Source organism: Amycolatopsis melonis (assembly GCF_040064235.1).
Taxonomy (GTDB): domain Bacteria; phylum Actinomycetota; class Actinomycetes; order Mycobacteriales; family Pseudonocardiaceae; genus Amycolatopsis; species Amycolatopsis melonis.
Genome location: NZ_JBDZYD010000025.1, coordinates 37669 through 58263 on the forward strand (window position 1 = coordinate 37669; position 20595 = coordinate 58263).

A 20595-nucleotide genomic window follows, 5' to 3' on the forward strand; every position below is an offset into this window, starting at 1 on the left:
GCCGTCACACAAGGAGTAGGAAGAAGACCATGAAGGTCGAAGCGCGCATCTTCTTCATCGTGGCGGTCTTCGCCGTGTTCATGGCGGTCGTCTACTGGGTGTGGACCGGGGCGGCCGCGACCCACGGCCCCGAGCCGGTGGGCATCGTCGCGCTGTTCCTCACCGGCGGCCTCGCGTTCCTGGCGGGCAGCTACATGCAGTTCGTCGCGCGCCGCATCGAGCCGCGCCCGGAGGACCGCGAAGACGCCGAGATCAGCGACGGTGCCGGTGAGCTGGGCTTCTTCAGCCCGGGCAGCTACTGGCCGGTCGGCATGGCCGCCACCGCGGCACTGGCGGGCCTGGCGCTGGCGTTCTTCCACGTCTGGCTGCTGGTCATCGCGCTGGTCGCGCTGCTGATCACGATCGGCGGGCTGGTGTTCGAGTACCACACGGGCCCGTCGCACGACTGACCCGCGGTTTCCGGAACCGGCCGTCGCACCTCGGTGCGGCGGCCGGTTTCGTGTTCGGAGACGTAACCCGCGTGATCAGGGACGTAAGCCACGTGATTGGGGCCGGAACTCGCGAGATCCGGCCCCAATCACGCGAGATCCGGGTTCCGTCACGCGAGTTCCGGCCCGGATCACGCCGGTTACGGGTTCAGCTGAACGCGATCCAGCGGTCCAGCAGGGCCGCCGCGGCGCCCGAGTCGATCGCCTCCGCGGCGCGGGCGAGGCCGGCACGCAGATCGTCCTCCAGTGACCCTGAGAAGCCCGTGAAGGCCGCGAGCGCGGCCGCCGCGTTGATCAGGACCGCGTCGCGGACCGGGCCCGGCTTGCCGCCCACCAGCTCGCGGACGACCTGGGCGTTCGCCGCCGCGTCGCCGCCGCGCAGGTCCTCGGCCGTCGCCCGCGGGATGCCCAGCGCCGCCGGGTCGAGCGAGCGCTCGGTGACCGTGCCGCCGGAGACCACCCACACCGTCGACGTCGTCGTGGTGGTGATCTCGTCGAGGCCGTCGTCGCCGCGGACGACCAGCGCCGTGGTGCCGCGGCGGGCGAACGTCTCCGCCAGCACCCGGGTCTTGTCCTCGTACGCGCAGCCGATCAGTGCCGCACCCGGCTGTGCCGGGTTGGTCAGCGGGCCGAGCAGGTTGAACGTCGTCGGGATGCCCAGCTCGCTGCGCACCGGGCCGGCGTGCCGCAGTGCGGGGTGGAACGCCGACGCCAGGAAGAACCCGACGCCGACCTCGGTGAGGCAGCGCAGCACGTCCTCCGGCGGCAGGCTGATCCGCACGCCGAGGGTCTCCAGGACGTCGGCCGCGCCGGACTTCGACGACGCGCTGCGGTTGCCGTGCTTGGCCACCGGTGCCCCGGCCGCCGCCGTGACGATCGTCGCCATCGTCGAGATGTTCACCGAGTTCGAGCCGTCGCCGCCGGTGCCGACGATGTCGACCGCCGGGCGGTCCAGCTCGACCCGCCGGGCGTGCGCCAGCATCGTGGCCGCCATGCCGGCGATCTCCTCGGGCGTCTCGCCCTTGGCGCGCAGCGCCACCGCGAACCCGGCGATCCGGGCCGGGCTCGCGGCACCGCTCATGATCTGGTCCATCGCCCACGCCGTGTCCTCCGCGGAGAGGTCGGCGCCCGCGACGAGCTGCTTGAGCAGGGGTGGCCAGGTGCGGGGGACCGGGGTGGTCACCGGGCTCAGCCGTTCACGACGGGGACCCGTCGCGCGCGCAGCACGTCGGCGACGGTCTCCGCGGCGGTCAGCGGGTCCAGCGGGTGCACCAGCACGGCGTCCGCCTGCGACCAGGTGGCCAGCCACCGGTCGTCCCGGCGCCGCACGGCGACCACGATCGGCGGGCAGTCGGCGATCTCACTCTTCAGCTGGCGGCAGAGGCCGATCCCGCCGGTCGGCTGCGCCTCGCCGTCGAGGATCGCCAGGTCGACGTTCCCTTCGTCCACTTCGGCCAGCACGTCGGCGATCCCGGCCGCCTCGACGTACTCGACGCGCCCCAGGTCCGCGGCGGGCCGGCGGCCGACCGCGTTCACGATCGCCTCGCGCACCTCCGCCTTGTGGCTGAACACCAGGACCCGCATCGACCGCTCGCCCATTGAGCACGCCTCCAACCTCGTCATGCACGACTGAGGTCGATCGTATCGGCCGAGACCGACATCACGCGGTCGGCTCCGGCTGTTGCGCGTCCCAGCCGAGCGCGTCACCGCCCAATCGTTGCGCCAGCCCCGCCATCCGGGACCGTTCCTGGGCGCAGTGCAGGGCGTCGAGCACCTGGACGCGGACCGCGAGCACCCGCGCGAGATCGCCGTCGGGCGACTGTTCCCGCAGCTCGTAGCCGTCCTGGGCGAGGATCGACGCGGCTTCGGCGACGCGGTCCGGCGGCAGCAGCAGGTGGTGCCGCAGGACGGCCGGGGCGGTGGCGACCCAGCCGGGTGAACCGGCGAGCACGGCGGAGTCCGCGACGGCCGGGTCGAAGGCCTCCGCGACGATCTCCAGCCCCGGCGTGTCCGGGGTCAGACCGGGCGTTTCCCGCTTCTTGACCAGGTCAAGCAGCCGGTGGAGTAAACCCATGAGTAGCTCTCACCTTCCCGGGCATCCGGTGTGATCGGTTACGCAGACGACCCGCCGTGGACCCACCCGGCGGGGCGGTGGTGCGAGAGGACATAATGCGACGCGTGACAACGGCAGCTCCCACCATCAGTCAGCGGGTCCACTCGCTGAACCGGCCGAACATGGTCAGTGTCGGCACCATCGTGTGGCTTTCCAGCGAGCTGATGTTCTTCGCCGGACTCTTCGCGATGTTCTTCACCGTCAAGGCGCAGAACCCGGTCGGCGAGACCTGGCCCCCGCGGCTGCACGGTGAGCACTTCGAGCTCAACGTGGCGTACGCGATCCCGTTCACGGTGATCCTCGTGCTGTCCTCGCTGACCTGCCAGTTCGGGGTCTTCGCCGCGGAGCGCGGCGACGTCTACGGGCTGCGCCGGTGGTACATCGTCACGTTGATCATGGGCGCGATCTTCGTCGCGGGCCAGGGCAACGAGTACCACAACCTGGTCGAAGAGGGGCTGACCATCCCGTCCGGCCCGTTCGGCACGGTCTTCTACCTCGCCACGGGGTTCCACGGCCTGCACGTCATCGGCGGGCTCGTCGCCTTCGTGTACCTGCTCATCCGCACCAAGTTGAGCAAGTTCACGCCCGCCCAGGCCACGTCGGCGATCGTCGTGTCCTACTACTGGCACTTCGTCGACATCGTGTGGGTCGGCCTGTTCGGTGTGATCTACCTCCTCCCGTAGGTCCGCCCAGCCGCCACCACCATCACCATCGGCCTGAACTGACAGCAAGGGTTGCCGCAAGATGACCACCAGCACCAAATCGTCGGAGCGCCGCTACCGCGCGCGGTCGAAGCTGCGGAGGCGGTTCGCCGGCCTGCTCGCGCTCGGCATCGCGCTGGTGGGTGCCGGCGCCGTGTACGCCGTGTTCGCCCCGGAGCCGCAGACCGCGCAGGCCCAGGGCACGCCGGCGCAGCTGCGCCTCGGCGAGCAGGTCTACAACAACACCTGCATCGCCTGCCACGGCGCGAACCTCGAGGGCGTGCAGGACCGCGGCCCGAGCCTGATCGGCATCGGCGACGCCGCGGTGTACTTCCAGACCTCTTCGGGCCGGATGCCCGCCGCGCGCCAGGAGGCGCAGGTCGAGCGGAAGCCGCCGAAGCTGACCGAGGCCGAGATCGACGCGGTCGGCGCCTACATCCAGGCGCACGGCGGCGGCGTCCAGCGCCCGGCGGAGAAGGGCGAGGCCCTGCGCGGGTCCGACCCGGCCCGCGGTGGCGAGCTGTTCCGCCTCAACTGCGCCTCGTGCCACAACTTCACCGGCCGCGGTGGCGCGCTGTCGGCGGGCAAGTACGCGCCCAACCTGGACCCGGCCAGCGAAGAGCAGATCTACACGGCCATGCTGACCGGCCCCCAGAACATGCCGAAGTTCTCCGACCGGCAGCTGTCGCCGGAGGAGAAGAAGGACATCATCGCCTACGTGAAGTCGGTGTCCGACGGCAACAACAACCCGGGTGGTAACGGCCTCGGCGGGGTCGGCCCCGCTTCGGAGGGCGTGATCGCCTTCATCGTCGGAATCGCCGCGCTGATCGGCGTGACGTTGTGGATTGGATCGAAGGCATGAGTGCCGAGGGGCCTAAGCCGCCGACGGAGGCGGAACTGGCTGAAATGGACCGTGACCAGCTGCTCAAGCTGGGCGGGCAGCTCGACGGCGTCGAGATCGTCGAGTACCCGACCCCGTGGCCCGTGGAGGGCACGCGGGCGGAGCGGCGCGCCGAGCGCCTGGTCGCGTTCTGGTTCGCCCTGTCCGCGCTGGCCGGGATCGGGTTCGTCGTCTCGCTGATCTGGTGGCCGTGGAAGTACGAGTCGCCGGACAACGAGAGCGGCCACTTCTGGTACAGCCTCTACACCCCGATGCTCGGCCTCACGCTCGGCCTGGCCATCCTCGGCCTCGGCATCGGCGTGATCCTGTACACGAAGAAGTTCGTGCCCGCCGAGGTCGCAGTGCAGCAGCGCAGCGACAACATGGGCGAAGGGTCGGCCGAGGTCGACCGCCAGACGATCCTCGCGCACCTGGCCGACGCCGGGAACCGCAGCACCATCGCCCGCCGCTCGCTGATCAAGCGCTCGGCGATCGCCGGCGCCGGTGCCCTCGGCCTGGCCGCCGCCGCGCTGCCGGTCGCGTCCTTCATCAAGAACCCGTGGAAGGACAGCGAGTCCCGCGACTCCCTGTGGCACACCGGCTGGCAGCCGAACTACCCGGGCGAGAAGGTCTACATGCGCCGGGCCACCGGCAAGCCGGTCGAGGTGGAGCACGGCAAGGAGACCGAGATCTCGCTGGTCAAGGCCGAGGACCTCGACGCGGGCGCGATGGAGACGGTGTTCCCGTTCCGCGAGTCCGAGCGGAACGACCCGGAGGCGCTGGCCAAGGCGCTCAAGCGCGTCGACAACCCGGTCATGCTGATCCGCCTGCGCCCGACCGACGCCGCCAAGGTGGTCAAGCGGGCAGGCCAGGAGGACTTCAACTTCGGCGACTACTACGCGTACACGAAGATCTGCAGCCACGTCGGCTGCCCGACCTCCCTGTACGAGCAGCGGACCAACCGCATCCTGTGCCCGTGCCACCAGTCGCAGTTCGACGCCCTCCACTACGCCAAGCCGATCTTCGGCCCGGCGACCCGTCCGCTGGCCCAGCTACCGATCACGGTGGACGAAGAGGGATACTTGATCGCGCGAGGCGACTTCATCGAGGCCATCGGTCCGGCCTTTTGGGAGCGTAAGTCATGAGTTCACTCACCACGCCGACCAAGGGCTCGAGTGCCGTGGAGCGGCACCTGGGCGAGGCCGCGAACAACGCCGACCAGCGCTACCACCTGGCCAAGGGCCTGCGGCACCAGATGAACAAGGTGTTCCCGACCCACTGGTCGTTCCTGCTGGGCGAGATCGCGCTCTACAGCTTCATCATCCTGCTGCTCACCGGTGTGTACCTGACGCTGTTCTTCGACCCCTCCATGCAGGAGGTCGTCTACCACGGCAGCTTCAAGAACATGCAGGGCCTGGAGATGTCCCAGGCGTTCCGCACGACGCTGGACATCTCGTTCGACGTCCGCGGCGGCCTGTTCATGCGGCAGCTGCACCACTGGGCCGCGCTGATCTTCGTCGCGTCGATGGCCGTCCACATGCTCCGGATCTTCTTCACCGGCGCGTTCCGGCGGCCGCGTGAGGCGAACTGGGTGATCGGTGGCCTGCTGCTGATCCTCGGCTGCTTCGAGGGCTTCTTCGGCTACTCGCTGCCGGACGACCTGCTCTCCGGCACCGGTATCCGCGCGACCCTGTCGGGCATCGTGCTCGCGGTGCCGGTGATCGGCACCTGGCTGCACTGGGCGCTGTTCGGCGGCGAGTTCCCCGGCGACCAGATCATCCCGCGCCTGTACACACTGCACATCCTGCTGCTGCCGGGCATCATGCTCGCGCTGGTCGGGGCGCACCTGGCGCTGGTCTGGTACCAGAAGCACACGCAGTTCCCGGGCGTGCGCCGCAAGGAGACCAACGTCGTCGGCGTGCGGATCATGCCGTACTTCGCGCTCAAGGGCGGGGCGTTCTTCACCCTGGTCGTGGGTGTGCTGGCGCTGATGTCGGGCCTGTTCCAGATCAACCCGGTGTGGAACTTCGGCCCGTACAACCCGGCGCAGGTGTCGGCGGGCTCGCAGCCCGACTGGTACATGGCCTGGGCCGACGGCATGCTCCGGATCTGGCCGGCGTGGGAGGTCTACCTCGGGAACTACACGATCCCGGCGGTGTTCTTCCCGGGCGCGGTCGGCATGCCGATCCTGTTCGCGCTGCTGCTGACCTACCCGTTCCTGGAGCGGAAGCTGTCGGGCGACACCGCGCACCACAACCTGCTCCAGCGGCCGCGTGACGCACCGGTCCGCACGGCGCTGGGCGCGATGGCGCTGGGCTTCTTCATGGTGATCGAGCTGTCGGGCTTCAACGACATCATCGCCGACCAGTTCGACATCTCGCTGAACGCGACGACGTGGGCGGGCCGCATCGGCGTGCTGATCGTGCCGCCGCTGGCGTACTACTTCACGTACCGCATCTGCCTCGGCCTGCAGCGGGCCGACCGCGAGGTGCTGGAGCACGGCGTCGAGACGGGCATCATCAAGCGGCTGCCGCACGGTGAGTTCATCGAGATCCACCAGCCGCTGGCGGGCGTCGACAGCCACGGCCACGCGATCCCGCTGGAGTACCAGGGCGCTTCGGTGCCGAAGAAGATGAACAAGCTGGGCTCGGCCGGCCAGGCCATGCCGGGCACGCTGTGGTCGCCGGACCCGGTCGAGGAGACCGCGGCCCTGCAGCGCGCCCACGGCAACGGCCACGGCGAGAACGGCCAGCACGGCCAGCACGGCGAGTTCGACTCCGCCGAGGCGGCCTCGTCGGCCAAGCAGGCGGACCACTAGGTCCGCGGACGCTCTGACGCCGAAGCCGCCCTCCGGACCTCCGGAGGGCGGCTTCGGCGTTTCAGTCTTCGACGCCGATGGAGAAGGCCGATTCCGTGTCGGTGCGGGAGTAGGACCGGAACGCGATGTGCGTGACGGTGTCCAGCACGCCAGGCACCTTCCCGATCCGGCCGGGGATCAGGTCGGCCAGCTCCTCGTGCGCGGACACCTTCACCGTGGCAATGAGGTCGACGTCCCCGGCGCACGAGTAGACCTCGCCGACGCCCTCGATGTCGGCGATCGCCTGCGCCGCGTCCGGGATCGCGTCCGCCTCTACCTGGATCAACACGATCGCGGTGATCACCTGGGTCCTCCAAGACTTCGTCTGCGGGTGTCGCCCGCGATCCTAGTGAGGTCAGTACCCGCACGGTCGGCTCGCGTACCTGGAGGGTCGGCTCGCGTACTTGGAGGGTCGGCTCGCGATCCGACGCTCCAGGTACGCAGTCCGACTCTCCAGGTACGCCGTCCGACCCCTCCGGTCAGCCGACGTGTTCCAGTGAATGCGCGTCCGCGACCAGGTCGAGCCAGCCGCGCCAGCCCGCGACCGCCGCCGGTTCCGCCCAGGGCCTCGTCGTGCGGACCAGGCGTACGCCCGGCCGGGCCAGCCAGCGCAGCAGCACGCCCACCTCCTCCGGAGGCGCGCCGTGCAGGGGGCCCGGCTCCGGCAGCACCGTCTCCGCCGAGGCCACCAGTGCCTCCACCACCGGCATCGGCGGCACGCCGCGGCGGGCGACGCCGGCCGAGGCCAGCCTGCCGTAGCGGATCACCGCCAGCTCCCAGCCGCCGTTGCCGTCCGGGGCCGCCGCGATCAGCTCGCCGATCGAGGCCAGGGACGCCTGCCGGTGCGCCCGGCCCAGTGCGCGGATCAGGCCCGCCAGCTCGTCCCGGTGCCGCGCCGCCTGCTCGTAGTGCTGGCCCGCCGCCAGCCGCTCCACGTGCGCCGCCGCCGTGTGCAGCGGACGGCCGTCCACGCCCGCGATCAGGCCCGACACCGACTCGACCGCCGGGGTGTACGCCTCCACGCTCTGCCGCCCCGCGCACGGTGCCCCGCAGCGGCCCAGCTCGGCCAGCACGCACGGCGTGCCGTTCGCGGTGCGGGGCGAGATCCGCTGCGTGCACGTCCGCAGCCCCGACGCGCCCGCCAGCGTGTCCGCCGTCGTGCGTGCGTCCGCCTGGTTGCGGAACGGTCCCAGCACCCCCGGCCGCGGCAGCCGGACCACCGACAGCCGCGGGAACGGCTCGTCGGTCAGCCCGATCCACCAGCCCTGGTGGCGGTTCTTCGACCGCCGGTTGTAGGCGGGCCGGTGCGCCGCGATCAGCCGCAGCTCCCGCACCTCCGCCTCCAGCGCGTGCGCGCAGACGACGTGGTCGACGCGCTCGGCCAGCGCGACCATCTCCCGGATCCGGCTCCGGCCCTCCGAGCCGGTGAAGTACGTCCGCACCCGCCGCCGCAGGTCCTTCGCCGTGCCGACGTACAGGACCTCGTCCTTCGGCCCCTTGAACAGGTAGACCCCCGGCGCCGAGGGCAGGTCCGCCGCCAGGTGCCGCTTCGCCCGCTGGGCGACCGTCACCTCCGGCAGGTACCCCATCAGCTCCTCGAGCGAGTGCACGCCGAGGTTGCCGACGCGCTCCAGCAGCCCGTGCAGCACGTCGACGGTCGCCCGCGCGTCGTCGAGCGCCCGGTGCGTCGGCCGGGTCCGCGCCCCGAACAGCAACGCCAGCGCCGTCAGGTTGTACCGGCCGACCTCGTCGCGCGGGACGACCCGGCGGGCCAGCCGGACCGTGCAGACCACGGTCGGCTTCGGCCACGCGTAGCCGTGCGCCTCGCACGCCGCGCGCATGTGCGAGGTGTCGAACCCCGAGTTGTGCGCCACCAGCACCGCACCGCCGATGAACTCCAGGAACGCCGGCAGCACCTCCTCGATCGGCGGTGCGTCGTAGACCATCGCCTGCGTGATCCCGGTCAGTGAGACGATCTGCGGGGGAATGGGCATGCCGGGATTCACCAGCGTCGCGAACTCACCCAGCACCTCACCTCCCCGCACCTTCACCGCGCCGATCTCCGTGATGCCCGACGGTCCCGGCGGCGCCCCGGTCGTTTCGAGGTCGAAGACGACGAATGTCGTGTTCCGCAACGGGGTTCCCAGCTCGTCGAAGGCGAGCTGTGCCTGGACCGAACGCATGGTCGAGACCCTAGAGGCGACCACCGACAGTTTTCGGCGGCACCGCCGCCGCGAGGGCGGAGCCGCTGGTCGGAGCGTGGTCCGTGTGGCGCGCGGGGCGGGCTGGAGGGGTGGGGCCTACCCTGGACCAATGCACCCGCAGCCGCTCGTGCCGGAGCCGTCCGAGGAACCCGCCGGTCCCTCGGGTGTCGCGGCGCGCCCGGAACCGGCCGAGGACGTCGCCGGCCCCGGTGGTGAGCGGCCCGAACCCGCCACCTGGCCCGCCCTGCCCGAGCCGGTGCGCGACCGCATCGCCGAGCTCGCCGCGGCCGCCGTGGCGAAGCTGTCCAGCACCGACGTCCCGCGCCAGCTGCGTCCGGTGGCGAAGTTCGCCCCCGCCAAGCGCGCCAAGCTCGGCGGGGCCGCGCTGCTCGCCGCGCTCGGCGAGTCCTCGCAGTTCCGCACCGCGGTCATCGAATGGCTGCGGGAACACCGCACCGACGCCCTCGACCCCAACGCGGGCGACTCCGTGGCCGCGGCCGCCGCGGCCGTCCTCCTCGGGGAATCCGGGGCCGCCGGCCGCGTCCGGCTCGTCGCGAAGAACGCCGAGGAAAACGCCCTGCGCGCCGAGCGTGACGCCGCGCTGGCGCGCAACCAGCGGCTCGAAGCCGAGCTGGCCCAGGTCCGTGCCGAACTCGCCGAAGCGAAGCAAGCCGCGGAGAACGCCCGTGGCGAGCGCGAGGGCGAAGTCGAGAAGCTCCTGAAACGCCTGCGCGAGCAAGGCGTCCAGCTGCGCCAGGCCCGCGACGCGGCCGAAGCGGCGGCCGCGGAGGCCGAACGCGGCTCGGCCGCGCGGGCCGACGAGATCGCCGCCCTGAACGCCCAGCTCGAGCGCGAACGCCAGCGGGTCGCCACGGAACGGGCCCGCGCCGAACGGGCCGCCGCCGACGCCGAGATCGCCCGCCAGTCCGCCCGCGAGGCCCGGCAGGCCGACGAGGTCCGGCTGGCCCTGCTCGTCGACACCATCGACGGCGCCGTCACCGGCCTGCGCCGCGAACTGGCCCTCGGCGCCCGCGGCGCCCGGCCCGCCGACATGGTCCGCGGCGCCAGCTCCGGCCTCGGCCAGGGCGGCAAGATCGCCGACGTGTCCACGCTGGACCGCTACCTCGCGCTGCCCAACGTGCACCTGATCGTCGACGGCTACAACGTCACCAAGACGGGCTATCCGGAACTGGCCCTCGCGGACCAGCGCGACCGGCTGGTCCACCAGCTGTCCGCACTGGCGGCCCGCACGTCCGCCGAGGTCACGGTCGTCTTCGACGGCGCGGGCGTGCTGTCCGTCCCGGCCTCGGTGCCCCGCGGGGTCCGCGTGCTGTTCTCCGACCGCGGCGTGCTGGCCGACGACGTCATCCGCAACCTGGTCGCGGCCGAGCCGGCGGGCCGCCCGATGGTCGTGGTGACCTCGGACCGCGCGGTCGCGGACTCGGTGCGGGGCAGCGGGGCGCACCCGACGCCGTCGGCGGTGCTGATCAGCCGCCTTTCGCGGGTCTGATTCCCAGGTCGGGGGCCTGTTCGGCGAAAATTGTCGGTGGTGACCCTTACCGTCGTCCTCAGTCAGTTTCCGCGTGAGGAGGACCACATGAGCGGCACCCCTGAGCTGTCCGAAGTGGACGTCTCGCACATCTCCGTTTCCGACATCGAGAACCTCGTGGTCGATTGCGACCGCTGCGTGGTGCGCGGCATTTCCTGCCACGACTGCGTCGTCAGCGTTCTCCTCGGCGCGCCACCCGCCGTCGTCTGGGACGCCGACGAGCGCCGCGCCGTGGACGCGCTGGCCGAGGCGGGGATGGTGCCCCGGCTGCGCCTGGTCGAGGGACCGGTCAGGCGGACCGCCTGACATGCCCGTTTCGTGTCGGCGCGCCGAGCGGTCGTTCGGATCAGGTGAACGGTAGGTAGCCGAAAGGAGGATCGGAGAAACCCCAGCGTGTAACGCCCATCACATCTTTTCTCCCTTGCTGGTCCGATGGTGTTTCCCGGTGTCACGGAGAGTTTTTGGCGCCGGGGTGGTGGACGCGGCAGCGCTCTTTTCGTAACCTGTCCGAGATCTCGTGGCCCCCGGCCGTCGATGAGGCGGCGACGCGAGATCGCCGCCGGACGCAGCTTTGTCGGGAAGCTGGGAACCGGAACACCACCGCGTGCCTCACCTGTTGCAGTACCGCTTTGCTGCGGCACAGCCTGGCCCGCGCGGTGGGGACAGCGGCGAAGAGGACTCCCCGGCCTCTTCGTGCCCCGGTCCCCGACGGCGGCCGAGACGCAAAGGAGACCCGCGCGACCGTGCAGTCGCATCCAGTCAGGCGCGTGGTGTCAGGAGCCCTCGCCGCGGCTGCGGTGATCACCCTCGTCACCGTGGCCCAGCCGACGGCCACCGCCGCCCCCGTCCCCGTCCTCCAGGCCCCGCCCACCGGTTCGGACGCCCTCGCCCAGTACCGCGACCTCGCGGCCCAGGCCGAAAAGCTCAACGAAGACCTGCTGAAGGCCCAGGACGACCTGAAGGCCAAGCAGGCCGAGCTCGACAAGGCCAACAACGACGTCAACGCGGCGAAGGACCAGGCCGCGAAGGCGGTCGAGAACCAGAAGAAGTACCAGGCCGAGGTCGACAAGTTCGCCGGTGCGTCGTTCACCAGCGGGGTGCAGCTGAACAAGCTGTCCGCGCTGCTGGCAGGCACGTCCACGCAGGACTTCCTGGACCGCTCGTCGGCACTGGAGGTCATCGCGACCGAGAAGAACGGCGCGATGGGCAACCTCACCGGCGCCGTCCAGCAGGCCACCGACGCCACCAACAAGGCCACCGACGCCGCCAAGCGCGCGCAGGACGCGCGTGACGCCGCGGCGAAGCTGACCCAGGACATCCAGGCGAAGCAGAAGGCGCTCAACGACCAGATCGCCCAGCTCAAGGCCGCCAACAAGAACCTGAGCGCCGCCGACAAGGCCGCGCAGGGCGACACCGGCGGCGAGCGGCCCAACGTCCAGGCACCCACGGCGGCCGCGCAGACCGCGGTCAACGCGGCGCTGAGCAAGCTCGGCAGCCCGTACGGCTGGGGCGACACCGGGCCGAACTCGTTCGACTGCTCGGGCCTGATGCTCTGGGCGTACGGCAAGGCCGGGATCAAGCTGCCCCGGTCCAGCCGGGAGCAGTCCACGTTCGGCGCCGCGGTGCCGCGTGACCAGCTCCAGCCGGGCGACCTCGTGTTCTACTACTCGCCCGTTTCGCACGTCGGCATGTACATCGGCGACGGCAAGATGGTCCACGCGCCAGACACCGGTGACGTCGTGAAGATCTCGCCGCTGCAGAGCCAGTACGCGGGAGCGCGCCGCCCGACGGCGTGACCCTGAAGCGATTCGAAGGGGCGGTACCGCACACGCGGTGCCGCCCCTTCGCCGTCGGTGGCCCCCGCTAGCCTCTGGGGCGTGCTCAAGACCCTGCTCGTGACCAACGACTTCCCGCCGCGGCCCGGGGGGATCCAGAACTACCTGAACTCCCTGGCCACCCGGCTGCCGTCGGACGACCTGGTCGTCTACGCGCCGTCGTGGGAGTCGCGGACGGGATCGCACGAGGAGTTCGACGCCGAGGCGCCGTTCGAGGTCGTCCGGCATCCGACGTCGCTGATGCTGCCGACGCCGGACGTGCTGCGCCGCGCGAAGCAGATCATGCGGGCGCGGGGCTGCGAAGCGGTCTGGTTCGGCGCTGCCGCGCCGCTGGCGCTGCTCGGTCAGCCGCTGCGCCGGGCCGGTGCCCGCCGGGTCGTGGCGTCGACGCACGGGCACGAGGTCGGCTGGTCGATGCTGCCGGCGGCGCGGCAGGCGTTGCGGCGTATCGGCGACACCGCCGACGTCGTGACCTACGTCAGCCGCTACACCCGCGGCCGGTTCGCGGCGGCGTTCGGGCCGATGGCCGGGCTGGAGCTGCTGCCGTCCGGGGTGGACACCGGCCTGTACCGGCCGGACCCGGCAGGCCGCGCGGAAATCCGCGCCCGGCACGGCCTCGGCGACCGGCCGACGGTCGTCTGCGTGTCGCGGCTGGTGCCGCGCAAGGGCCAGGACCAGCTGATCCGCGCGCTGCCGCGGATCCGCGAGCGCGTCCCGGACGCGGCGCTGCTGATCGTCGGCGGTGGGCCATACCGGAAGAAGCTCGCGGAGCTGGTCACCGGGCTGGGCCTGGAGCGCGACGTCGTGCTGACCGGGTCGGTGCCGTGGGCCGAGCTGCCCGCGCACTACGCCGCCGGCGACGTCTTCGCGATGCCGGCCCGCACCCGCGGCAAGGGCCTCGACGTCGAGGGGCTCGGCATCGTCTACCTGGAGGCGTCGGCGACGGGCCTGCCGGTGGTCGCGGGCAATTCCGGCGGCGCGCCCGAGACGGTGCTCGACGAGGTCACCGGGCACGTCGTCGAGGGCCGCGACGCGGAGCAGCTCGCCGACACGCTGGCGAGCCTGCTGGCCGACCCGGTCCGCGCGCGCCGGATGGGCGAGGCGGGGCGGGCCTGGGTGAGCGAGAAGTGGCGCTGGGACACCTTGGCTGGCCGCCTGGCGGGCCTGCTGGACGGCGATCCGGTGGCCGTTGTCCGCTGAACCAGCGGATCACCGGCGGGTGGTCTGCCGCGGCTTGTCGTGAGTGGTAATTCGCGTTAGAACCCTAATTGCCACTCACGACCACGGACCGGCGGCGGGAGCGGCTCACGGCGTGTAGAGCGCCGGGTGCCGCGGATCGTCGACGCGCACGACGACGTCGGCGAGCGAACGCGGGTCGGCTTCCTCCTCGTAGCGTTCGTATGCCGGGATCGCCCACGCGTCCGGCACGCGGCGGCGCAGGGCCGCGGGGGAGAGCCACAGGTGCACGGCCAGGTCGAAGGCCAGCCCGGCACCCAGCAGCAGCTCGCCGTCGACGAGCACGACGCCGCCTTCGGGGACCGGCACCCGCTCGGCGCGGGTCGCGCGGTCGCGCTCGGCGTCCCACAGGGAGGGCAGGATCTCGCCGGATTCCTTCAGCGGATCCAGGACTTCGCGGCGGAGCGCGCCGACGTCGAGCCACTCGGTGTAGCGGGCGTCCGGGTTGGTGCGGCCGTGCTCGAAGCGCAGCGACGCCGGGCGCAGGAAGCCGCGGGCCGGCACGCGCAGGGCCGCGCGGCCGCGCAGGCGCAGCGGGTCGACCAGGGCGTCGGCCAGTTCCGTGGTTTCGGTCGCTCCCGCCGCGCCGTCGACGGCGACCGCGATGCGCCGTCGTCCGGCGAGCGCGTCGATCCGCTCGGTCAGTTCGTCGGCGAGGACAGCGGGGGAAATCGGGCGGTAGCGCACGGAATCCGATCCTCCCACCGGGCCGGTTGCCGTTTTTGTCGTACCCCGGTGCGAGGATGCGGGCATGACTTCTTCAGTGGGGAAGACGGCCGGCGTGGGCTGGAACATCGGTGTTTCGCGAACCCTGCCGTACGACGGCAGGACCGTCTGGGACTTCCTGGTCAGCCGTGAGGGCGTCGCGGTCTGGCTGGGGCCCGGCGCCGAGCTGCCACGCGAGAAGGGCGCGGAGTACGAGACGGCGAACGGCACGGTGGGCGAGATCCGCAGCTATGTCGACGGTGACCGCGTGCGGCTCACGTGGCGGCCGAAGGACTGGGACCACGACTCGACGGTGCAGGTGCGGCTGAGCGGCTCGGGAGCGAAGACCACGTTGCGCTTCCACCAGGAATGGCTCGCCGGCGCCGAAGAACGCGAGGAACAACGGGCATACTGGGAGGACGTGACCGAGCGCGTCGTGGCGGCACTCGCCGAGCGCTGACGCGGCGACGCTGGTGGGGGCGACATGACGACCGACGAACTGTTCGAGATGGCGGAGGACTACGCGCAGGACGCGCACCTGTTCACCGAGCTGCTGCGCGCGGGCGGCCCGGTGCGGCGGGTGCGGATCCCGCGTGGACTGCCCTGCTATCTGGTCACCGGGTTCGCGGAAGCGCGGGCGCTGCTGGCCGACCCGCGGCTGAAGAAGGACAGCGCGCGCACCCGCGAGCTGTTCGAGGCGAAGCTGCCGCCGGAGGCCATGCAGGCCGGTCTGGGGCAGGACCTGAGCTTCCACATGCTCAACTCGGACCCGCCGGACCACACGCGGCTGCGGAAGCTGGTGAACAAGGCGTTCACCGCGCGCACGGTGGCCCGGCTGCGGCCGCGGGTCGAGGAGATCACCGCGGAGCTGCTGGACGCGCTGGCCGGGCAGGAGCGGGCCGACCTGGTGGCGGCGTTCGCCGCGCCGCTGCCGATCACGGTGATCTGCGAGCTGCTCGGGGTGCGCGAGGAGGACCGCACGAAGTTCTCCGGCTGGTCGCGCACCCTGCTGAACACGGCGATGCAGCCGGAGGAGGTGCAGGCCGCGGCGCAGAACATGTTCGCGTACCTGACCGACCTGATCGCGCAGAAGCGTGCCGAGCCGGCCGCCGACCTGCTCTCGGACCTGGTGCACGCCAGCGACGACGGCGACTCGCTGTCCGGGCCCGAGCTGGTGTCGATGGCGTTCCTGCTGCTGGTGGCCGGCCACGAGACGACGGTGAACCTGATCGCGAACGGCGTGCTGGCGCTGCTGCGCGAGCCGGAGCAGCTGGCCCGCCTGCGCGCGGACCCGGAGCTGCTGCCGGCCGCGGTGGAGGAGTTCCTCCGCTTCGACGGCCCGATCCACCTGGCAACGCTGCGTTTCACGGCCGAGCCGGTGGAGGCGGGCGGCGTGACGATCCCGGAGGGCGAGTTCGTGCTGATCTCCCTGCTGGGCGCCAACCGCGACCCGGAGCGCTACCCGGACCCGGCCAAACTGGACATCACCCGGGCAGCGGGCGGCCACGTGGCGTTCGGCCACGGAATCCACTACTGCGTGGGGGCGCCACTGGCCCGGCTGGAGGCGGAGATCGCGATCGGCGGGTTGCTGGAGCGGTTCCCGGACCTGGCGCTGGACGCGAAGCCGGACGAGCTGGTGTACCGGTCCAGCTCGCTGGTCCACGGATTGGAGACGCTGCCGGTGCGGTTGTGAGGGGGAGTTGATCGGGCCGGGGGCGGGGCCGGGCCGGGCCGCCGGGGCAGGGGCCGGGCTGGGCCACGGCTGGGGTGGTGCGGTGATCGGCTTGGTGCTGGGGAAGTGGGCTCGCCGGAGTGGTGCTGGGAGCGGCCGGGTGGCCCGGTGGCCCGGTGGCCCGGTGGCCCGGTGGCCCGGTGGCCCGGTGGCGGGGAAGTGGGCTTGCCGGAGTGGTGCTGGGAGCGGAGTGGTGCTGGGAGCGGCGGGGTGGTTTCGTGGCTCGGTGGCGGCCGCGGCGCTCGAGCGGTCGGGCAGGCTCGTGACCTGGTCGGCGGAGCGGGCCGGCAATCGCGAGCGCGGTCCGAGCTGCCGCAGCCCGTCAAGTTCCGGGCCGCCGACACCCCACCCACCGTGTCGTAAGGTCGGCCCATGGACCCCGCCACCCTTCTTTCCCTCGATGCCCGGCACGTCTGGCATCCCTACGCGCCGATGCCTGCGAAGGTGCCTTCGCTGCTGGTCAGCGAGGCCAACGGGGTTCGGCTGACGCTGGCCGATGGCCGGGAACTCGTCGATGGGATGTCCTCGTGGTGGTCGGCCATCCACGGCTACCGGCACCCCGTGCTCGACGCCGCCCTTGCCGCGCAGGCCGGGCGGATGAGCCATGTCATGTTCGGGGGCCTCACTCACGAGCCCGCCGTCTTGCTCGCCAAGACCCTCGTCGACCTCACGCCCGACGGGCTCGAACACGTCTTTCTCTGCGACTCCGGCTCCGTCTCCGTCGAGGTTGCCGCGAAGATGTGCCTGCAGTACCAGCGTTCCCGCGGCCTGCCCGGCAAGCGGCGGCTGCTCACCTGGCGGGGCGGCTACCACGGTGACACCTTCACCCCCATGAGCGTCTGCGACCCCGAGGGTGGCATGCACTCGCTCTGGCGGGGTGTCCTGCCCGACCAGGTCTTCGTGCCCGCGCCTCCCTCCGGGTTCGACACCCCGCTCGATCCGTCCTATGTGGACGTTCTCGCCAAGGAAATCGAAGCGCACGCGCCGGAACTGGCCGCCGTGATCGTCGAACCCGTGGTGCAGGGCGCCGGAGGGATGCGGTTCCATCACCCCGGCTACCTGCGTGCTCTGCGGGAACTCACCGAGGCGCATGACGTCCTGCTGATCTTCGACGAGATCGCGACCGGCTTCGGGCGCACCGGCGCGCTCTTCGCCGCCGAGCACGCCGGGGTCACGCCGGACGTTCTCTGCCTCGGCAAGGCCCTCACCGGTGGCTACCTCAGCATGGCCGCCGCCCTGTGTACTCCCGTCGTCGCCGACGGCATTGCGCGTGGCGAACTTCCCGTGCTCGCCCACGGTCCGACGTTCATGGGCAACCCCCTCGCCTCCGCCGTCGCCAACGCCTCGCTCGGCCTGCTCGCCGAAGGGACATGGCGCCAGGACGTGGCCCGGCTCGAGAAGGGCCTGCTGGACGGCCTCGCCCCCGCGCGTGACCTGCCCGCCGTCTCGGACGTGCGGGTGCTCGGGGGGATCGGGGTGCTGCAGCTGGACCATCCCGTCGACATGGCGGTCGCCACCGAGGTCGCCACCGGGCACGGCGCCTGGCTGCGGCCATTCCGGGACCTCGTGTACGCCATGCCGCCCTATGTTTCGACGGACGACGACCTCGGCGTGATCACCCGGGCGATGCTGGCGGTCGCCGAACAGGCCTGAATTCAGTACATCGAGTGTGACCGCAGGCACACCGAGACCCGAAGGGGCCTCATCGTCGCTCAGCGTGCCGGAGGAAGATCGACACCACGCGAACGGCGGAGGCAGTCCGTGTGAAAAGTCCGCTTCGCCGCCCTGATCGCGTACGCGGCCAAACGCGAGGAATCCTTGCATAGCGGACTTTTCGCCGCGTTTCCGCGATCCTGCCCCCATGATCGAGATCGTTCGTGGAGAGCACGACACCGGACCGCCGTCCCGCAGCCCGTTCCTGGAGAACCTCAAGCACGATTTCCTCGCCTCGACCGTCGTCTTCCTCGTCGCCGTCCCCCTCTCCCTCGGCGTGGCCTTCGCCGCCGGGGCACCGCTGCTCTCCGGCCTGATCTCCGCCGTCGTCGGCGGGCTGGTCGCGGGCGTCTTCGGCGGATCGCCGCTGCAGGTCAGCGGCCCGTCCGCCGCCCTCACCATGGTGGTGGCCGACACGATCGCCACCTACGGCTGGCCGGTCACCTGCGCGATCACCGTCGCCGCCGGCCTGCTCCAGATCCTCTTCGGCCTCACCAGGGCCGCCCGCGCCGCGCTCGCCGTGTCGCCCGCCATCGTGCACGGGCTGCTCGCCGGCATCGGCGTGACGCTCGTGCTCGGCCAGCTGCACGTCGTGCTCGGCGGCTCCGCGCAGGGTTCCGCGCTCGCCAACGTCCTCGCGCTGCCGGGGCAGATCGCCGGGCACCACGACCAGGCCGTGCTCGTCGGCCTCGTCACCCTCGGCGTCCTGCTGGCGTGGCCGCGGCTGCCGAAGGTCCTGCGCCGCGTGCCCGCGCCGCTGGCTGCCGTCACGCTGGCCACCGGCCTGTCCGTCGCGGCGGGGATGACCCTGCCGCGCGTCGACCTCCCGGCCGGGCTGCCCGCGCTGCACGTCGTGCCGCGGCTGCCGGACGGCGGCTGGGGCGGCTTCGCGACCGCCGCGCTCTCCATCGCGCTCATCGCCGGGCTGGAGAGCCTGCTGTCCGCCGTCTCGGTGGACAAGCGCCGCGGCGGCCCGCGCGCCGACCTCGACCGCGAGCTCGTCGGGCAGGGCGCGGCGAACATCGCCGCCGGCGCGCTCGGCGGCTTCCCCGTCACCGGCGTCATCGTGCGCAGCATGACCAACTACGAGGCCGGGGCGCGCACCCGGCTGTCGGCGATCCTGCACTGCTGCTGGATCCTCGCCGCCTGCCTGCTGCTGACCGGCATGCTGCGGCTCATCCCGCTGGCCGCGCTCGCCGCGCTGCTGGTGTACGTCGGGGCGAAGCTGGTCAACCTCCCCGCGCTGAAGGAGGTCCGGCGCCACGGTGACCTGCCCGTGTACGCCGTCACGCTCGCCGGCGCGGTCGCGGTCAACCTGCTGACCGGCGTCGCGGCGGGGATCCTGCTCGCGCTGGCGCTGATGCTGCGGCGGATGATCTTCTCCGGGATGCACGTCGAGCGGGACGGCGAGCACTACCGCGTCGTCATCGAAGGGGCGCTGACGTTCCTGTCCGTGCCGCGGCTGACCCGGGTGCTCGCCGAGGTGCCGCCGCACGCCGAGGTCACCCTCGAGCTGCTCGTCGACTACCTCGACCACGCCGCCTTCGACTGCCTGCGCGGCTGGCAGCAGGTGCACGCCGGGCCGGTGACGGTCGACGAGATCGGGCACCCGTGGTTCGAACACGGGCGCGCGGGTCGGCCGACCGTGCGCCGCAGCGTCGCCGCGCGCGTCGTCCCGCGCTGGCTCGCGCCGTGGTCGCAGTGGCAGGCCGAGCACGTCGTGCTGCCCGCCCAGCGCACGGCCAGCTCGCTGCTGTGCCGCGGTGCCTCGGAGTTCCAGCGCCGGACCGCGCCGCTGCTGCGCGAGACGTGGGACGGGCTGGCGCACGGCCAGCAGCCGCACACGCTGTTCATCACCTGCGGCGACGCCCGGATCGTGCCCAACCTGATCACCACCAGCGGGCCCGGCGACCTGTTCACGGTGCGCAACATCGGCAACCTGGTGCCGCCGCCGGACGGCGGCGACTCGTCGGTCGGCGCGGCGATCGAGTACGCGGTGGGCGTGCTGGGCGTCGCCGAGATCGTGGTCTGCGGGCATTCGGGCTGCGGTGCGATGAAGGCACTGCTCGGCCAAGCGCCGGACGGGCTGGAGCAGCTCGGCAGCTGGCTGCGCCACGGCGAGGCGACGCTCCGGCGCCGCGCCCGCGAGGCCCCGCTGCTGCTCGGCGGCGAGCGGCCGGCCGCCGAGGCCGACCAGCTCGCCCTGCAGAACGTGGTGCAGCAGCTGGAAACCCTCCGCCGCTACCCGGTGGTCGACGCGGCACTCGCCCGGGGTGCGCTGCGGCTGACCGGGATGTACTTCGACGTCGGTGCGGCGCAGGTGTCCCTTTTGGACGGTGCAGCGCGCGGGTTCGTGCCCGCCGAGGTCGCCGAACGCTGACCCCGTGACCGAAGGCCGCCTCCGGGAGACCCGGGGGCGGCCTTCGCTGTGTCCGGCCGACGAGACGGAGGTCACTCTCCGCGTGCAGTCGGTTACGCGGGCTCCGCCGCGCGGCATCGCCCGGAGAGGCCGGGCGGGGTGAAAACCCTTATATAGCCCGGAGTTTATCTGTCAGGTGACAGTTGAGTGTCGTGTTACAGCC

The 20595-nt window shown here is 71.9% G+C and carries 19 protein-coding genes; 13 read left to right on the forward strand and 6 right to left on the reverse strand.

Going from position 1 to position 20595, the window contains the following annotated elements; genetic code table 11:
• The first annotated feature begins 29 nt into the window (after nucleotides 1-29).
• Nucleotides 30-449, forward strand: a complete 420-nt coding sequence (locus ABJI51_RS43365) for a cytochrome c oxidase subunit 4 (RefSeq protein ID WP_348957013.1) — start codon at nucleotides 30-32, stop codon at nucleotides 447-449.
• 187 nt (nucleotides 450-636) lie between these two features.
• On the opposite strand, the gene trpD is transcribed toward ABJI51_RS43365, so the two are convergent.
• From trpD to ABJI51_RS43380, 3 genes are all read right to left on the reverse strand, one after another.
• Nucleotides 637-1671 carry an anthranilate phosphoribosyltransferase gene (gene trpD / locus ABJI51_RS43370; protein ID WP_348957014.1) on the reverse strand — a complete coding sequence of 345 codons (1035 nt, stop codon included), beginning with the start codon at nucleotides 1669-1671 and terminating at the stop codon, nucleotides 637-639.
• A gap of 5 nt (nucleotides 1672-1676) precedes the next feature.
• Entirely contained in the window at nucleotides 1677-2087 is a 411-nt protein-coding gene (locus ABJI51_RS43375) for a response regulator (protein ID WP_348957015.1), read from the reverse strand.
• A 61-nt stretch (nucleotides 2088-2148) separates the two neighbouring features.
• Entirely contained in the window at nucleotides 2149-2562 is a 414-nt protein-coding gene (locus ABJI51_RS43380; RefSeq protein WP_348957016.1) for a hypothetical protein, read from the reverse strand.
• A gap of 95 nt (nucleotides 2563-2657) precedes the next feature.
• Between ABJI51_RS43380 and ctaE the strand changes: the two genes are divergently transcribed.
• From ctaE to qcrB, 4 genes are all read left to right on the forward strand, one after another.
• Entirely contained in the window at nucleotides 2658-3284 is a 627-nt protein-coding gene (gene ctaE / locus ABJI51_RS43385) for an aa3-type cytochrome oxidase subunit III (RefSeq protein WP_348957017.1), read from the forward strand.
• Between the two features lie 61 nt (nucleotides 3285-3345).
• On the forward strand, nucleotides 3346-4164 hold the full coding sequence (qcrC, locus tag ABJI51_RS43390) for a cytochrome bc1 complex diheme cytochrome c subunit (protein WP_348957018.1): 819 nt from the start codon (nucleotides 3346-3348) through the stop codon (nucleotides 4162-4164).
• Nucleotides 4161-5327, forward strand: coding sequence for a cytochrome bc1 complex Rieske iron-sulfur subunit (gene qcrA, locus ABJI51_RS43395; RefSeq protein ID WP_348957019.1), 1167 nt, complete (start codon nucleotides 4161-4163; stop codon nucleotides 5325-5327). The genes qcrC and qcrA overlap by 4 nt, the downstream gene beginning before the upstream one ends.
• Complete coding sequence (gene qcrB, locus ABJI51_RS43400; protein ID WP_348957020.1) at nucleotides 5324-7000, forward strand: cytochrome bc1 complex cytochrome b subunit; 1677 nt, start codon at nucleotides 5324-5326, stop codon at nucleotides 6998-7000. The genes qcrA and qcrB overlap by 4 nt, the downstream gene beginning before the upstream one ends.
• A gap of 61 nt (nucleotides 7001-7061) precedes the next feature.
• On the opposite strand, the gene ABJI51_RS43405 is transcribed toward qcrB, so the two are convergent.
• Complete coding sequence (locus ABJI51_RS43405) at nucleotides 7062-7343, reverse strand: Lrp/AsnC family transcriptional regulator (RefSeq protein ID WP_348957021.1); 282 nt, start codon at nucleotides 7341-7343, stop codon at nucleotides 7062-7064.
• A gap of 175 nt (nucleotides 7344-7518) precedes the next feature.
• Nucleotides 7519-9222 (reverse strand): DEDD exonuclease domain-containing protein, encoded by a 1704-nt coding sequence (locus tag ABJI51_RS43410; RefSeq protein ID WP_348957022.1) that lies wholly within the window; start codon nucleotides 9220-9222, stop codon nucleotides 7519-7521.
• 130 nt (nucleotides 9223-9352) lie between these two features.
• Between ABJI51_RS43410 and ABJI51_RS43415 the strand changes: the two genes are divergently transcribed.
• From ABJI51_RS43415 to ABJI51_RS43430, 4 genes are all read left to right on the forward strand, one after another.
• Nucleotides 9353-10753 (forward strand): NYN domain-containing protein, encoded by a 1401-nt coding sequence (locus ABJI51_RS43415; RefSeq protein WP_348957023.1) that lies wholly within the window; start codon nucleotides 9353-9355, stop codon nucleotides 10751-10753.
• Between the two features lie 87 nt (nucleotides 10754-10840).
• Entirely contained in the window at nucleotides 10841-11098 is a 258-nt protein-coding gene (locus tag ABJI51_RS43420) for a hypothetical protein (RefSeq protein ID WP_348957024.1), read from the forward strand.
• A 437-nt stretch (nucleotides 11099-11535) separates the two neighbouring features.
• Nucleotides 11536-12588: a C40 family peptidase gene (locus tag ABJI51_RS43425; protein ID WP_348957025.1), complete on the forward strand. Its 1053-nt coding sequence runs from the start codon at nucleotides 11536-11538 to the stop codon at nucleotides 12586-12588.
• 81 nt (nucleotides 12589-12669) lie between these two features.
• The gene (locus ABJI51_RS43430) at nucleotides 12670-13827 is read left to right on the forward strand and encodes a glycosyltransferase family 4 protein (protein WP_348957026.1); all 1158 of its coding nucleotides are present in this window, start codon (nucleotides 12670-12672) and stop codon (nucleotides 13825-13827) included.
• A gap of 105 nt (nucleotides 13828-13932) precedes the next feature.
• Here the strand turns inward: ABJI51_RS43430 and ABJI51_RS43435 are convergent, their stop codons facing one another.
• A complete protein-coding gene (locus tag ABJI51_RS43435; protein WP_348957027.1) occupies nucleotides 13933-14550 on the reverse strand; it encodes a nucleoside/nucleotide kinase family protein in 618 nt (205 codons plus the stop codon).
• A 64-nt stretch (nucleotides 14551-14614) separates the two neighbouring features.
• Between ABJI51_RS43435 and ABJI51_RS43440 the strand changes: the two genes are divergently transcribed.
• The 4 genes from ABJI51_RS43440 (at nucleotide 14615) to ABJI51_RS43455 (ending at nucleotide 20393) form a co-directional block, all read left to right on the forward strand.
• Nucleotides 14615-15028, forward strand: a complete 414-nt coding sequence (locus ABJI51_RS43440) for an SRPBCC family protein (RefSeq protein ID WP_348957028.1) — start codon at nucleotides 14615-14617, stop codon at nucleotides 15026-15028.
• Nucleotides 15029-15052: 24 nt separating this feature from the next.
• Nucleotides 15053-16261 carry a cytochrome P450 family protein gene (locus ABJI51_RS43445; protein WP_348957029.1) on the forward strand — a complete coding sequence of 403 codons (1209 nt, stop codon included), beginning with the start codon at nucleotides 15053-15055 and terminating at the stop codon, nucleotides 16259-16261.
• Between the two features lie 411 nt (nucleotides 16262-16672).
• A complete protein-coding gene (locus ABJI51_RS43450) occupies nucleotides 16673-17953 on the forward strand; it encodes an adenosylmethionine--8-amino-7-oxononanoate transaminase (RefSeq protein WP_348957030.1) in 1281 nt (426 codons plus the stop codon).
• 208 nt (nucleotides 17954-18161) lie between these two features.
• Complete coding sequence (locus ABJI51_RS43455; RefSeq protein ID WP_348957031.1) at nucleotides 18162-20393, forward strand: bifunctional SulP family inorganic anion transporter/carbonic anhydrase; 2232 nt, start codon at nucleotides 18162-18164, stop codon at nucleotides 20391-20393.
• The last annotated feature ends 202 nt before the right edge of the window (nucleotides 20394-20595 follow it).

Excerpts from the sequence above, each read along its gene's own strand:
- ABJI51_RS43365 (WP_348957013.1), top strand. The coding sequence starts at position 30 with ATGAAGGTCGAAGCGCGCATCTTCTTCATCGTGGCGGTCTTCGCCGTG.
- ABJI51_RS43455 (WP_348957031.1), top strand. The coding sequence starts at position 18,162 with ATGATCGAGATCGTTCGTGGAGAGCACGACACCGGACCGCCGTCCCGC.
- ABJI51_RS43375 (WP_348957015.1), bottom strand. The coding sequence starts at position 2,087 with ATGGGCGAGCGGTCGATGCGGGTCCTGGTGTTCAGCCACAAGGCGGAG.
- ABJI51_RS43415 (WP_348957023.1), top strand. The coding sequence starts at position 9,353 with ATGCACCCGCAGCCGCTCGTGCCGGAGCCGTCCGAGGAACCCGCCGGT.
- qcrB (WP_348957020.1), top strand. The coding sequence starts at position 5,324 with ATGAGTTCACTCACCACGCCGACCAAGGGCTCGAGTGCCGTGGAGCGG.
- ABJI51_RS43450 (WP_348957030.1), top strand. The coding sequence starts at position 16,673 with ATGGACCCCGCCACCCTTCTTTCCCTCGATGCCCGGCACGTCTGGCAT.
- ABJI51_RS43420 (WP_348957024.1), top strand. The coding sequence starts at position 10,841 with ATGAGCGGCACCCCTGAGCTGTCCGAAGTGGACGTCTCGCACATCTCC.
- qcrA (WP_348957019.1), top strand. The coding sequence starts at position 4,161 with ATGAGTGCCGAGGGGCCTAAGCCGCCGACGGAGGCGGAACTGGCTGAA.
- ABJI51_RS43440 (WP_348957028.1), top strand. The coding sequence starts at position 14,615 with ATGACTTCTTCAGTGGGGAAGACGGCCGGCGTGGGCTGGAACATCGGT.
- ABJI51_RS43445 (WP_348957029.1), top strand. The coding sequence starts at position 15,053 with ATGACGACCGACGAACTGTTCGAGATGGCGGAGGACTACGCGCAGGAC.
- qcrC (WP_348957018.1), top strand. The coding sequence starts at position 3,346 with ATGACCACCAGCACCAAATCGTCGGAGCGCCGCTACCGCGCGCGGTCG.
- ABJI51_RS43380 (WP_348957016.1), bottom strand. The coding sequence starts at position 2,562 with ATGGGTTTACTCCACCGGCTGCTTGACCTGGTCAAGAAGCGGGAAACG.
- ctaE (WP_348957017.1), top strand. The coding sequence starts at position 2,658 with ATGCGACGCGTGACAACGGCAGCTCCCACCATCAGTCAGCGGGTCCAC.
- ABJI51_RS43410 (WP_348957022.1), bottom strand. The coding sequence starts at position 9,222 with ATGCGTTCGGTCCAGGCACAGCTCGCCTTCGACGAGCTGGGAACCCCG.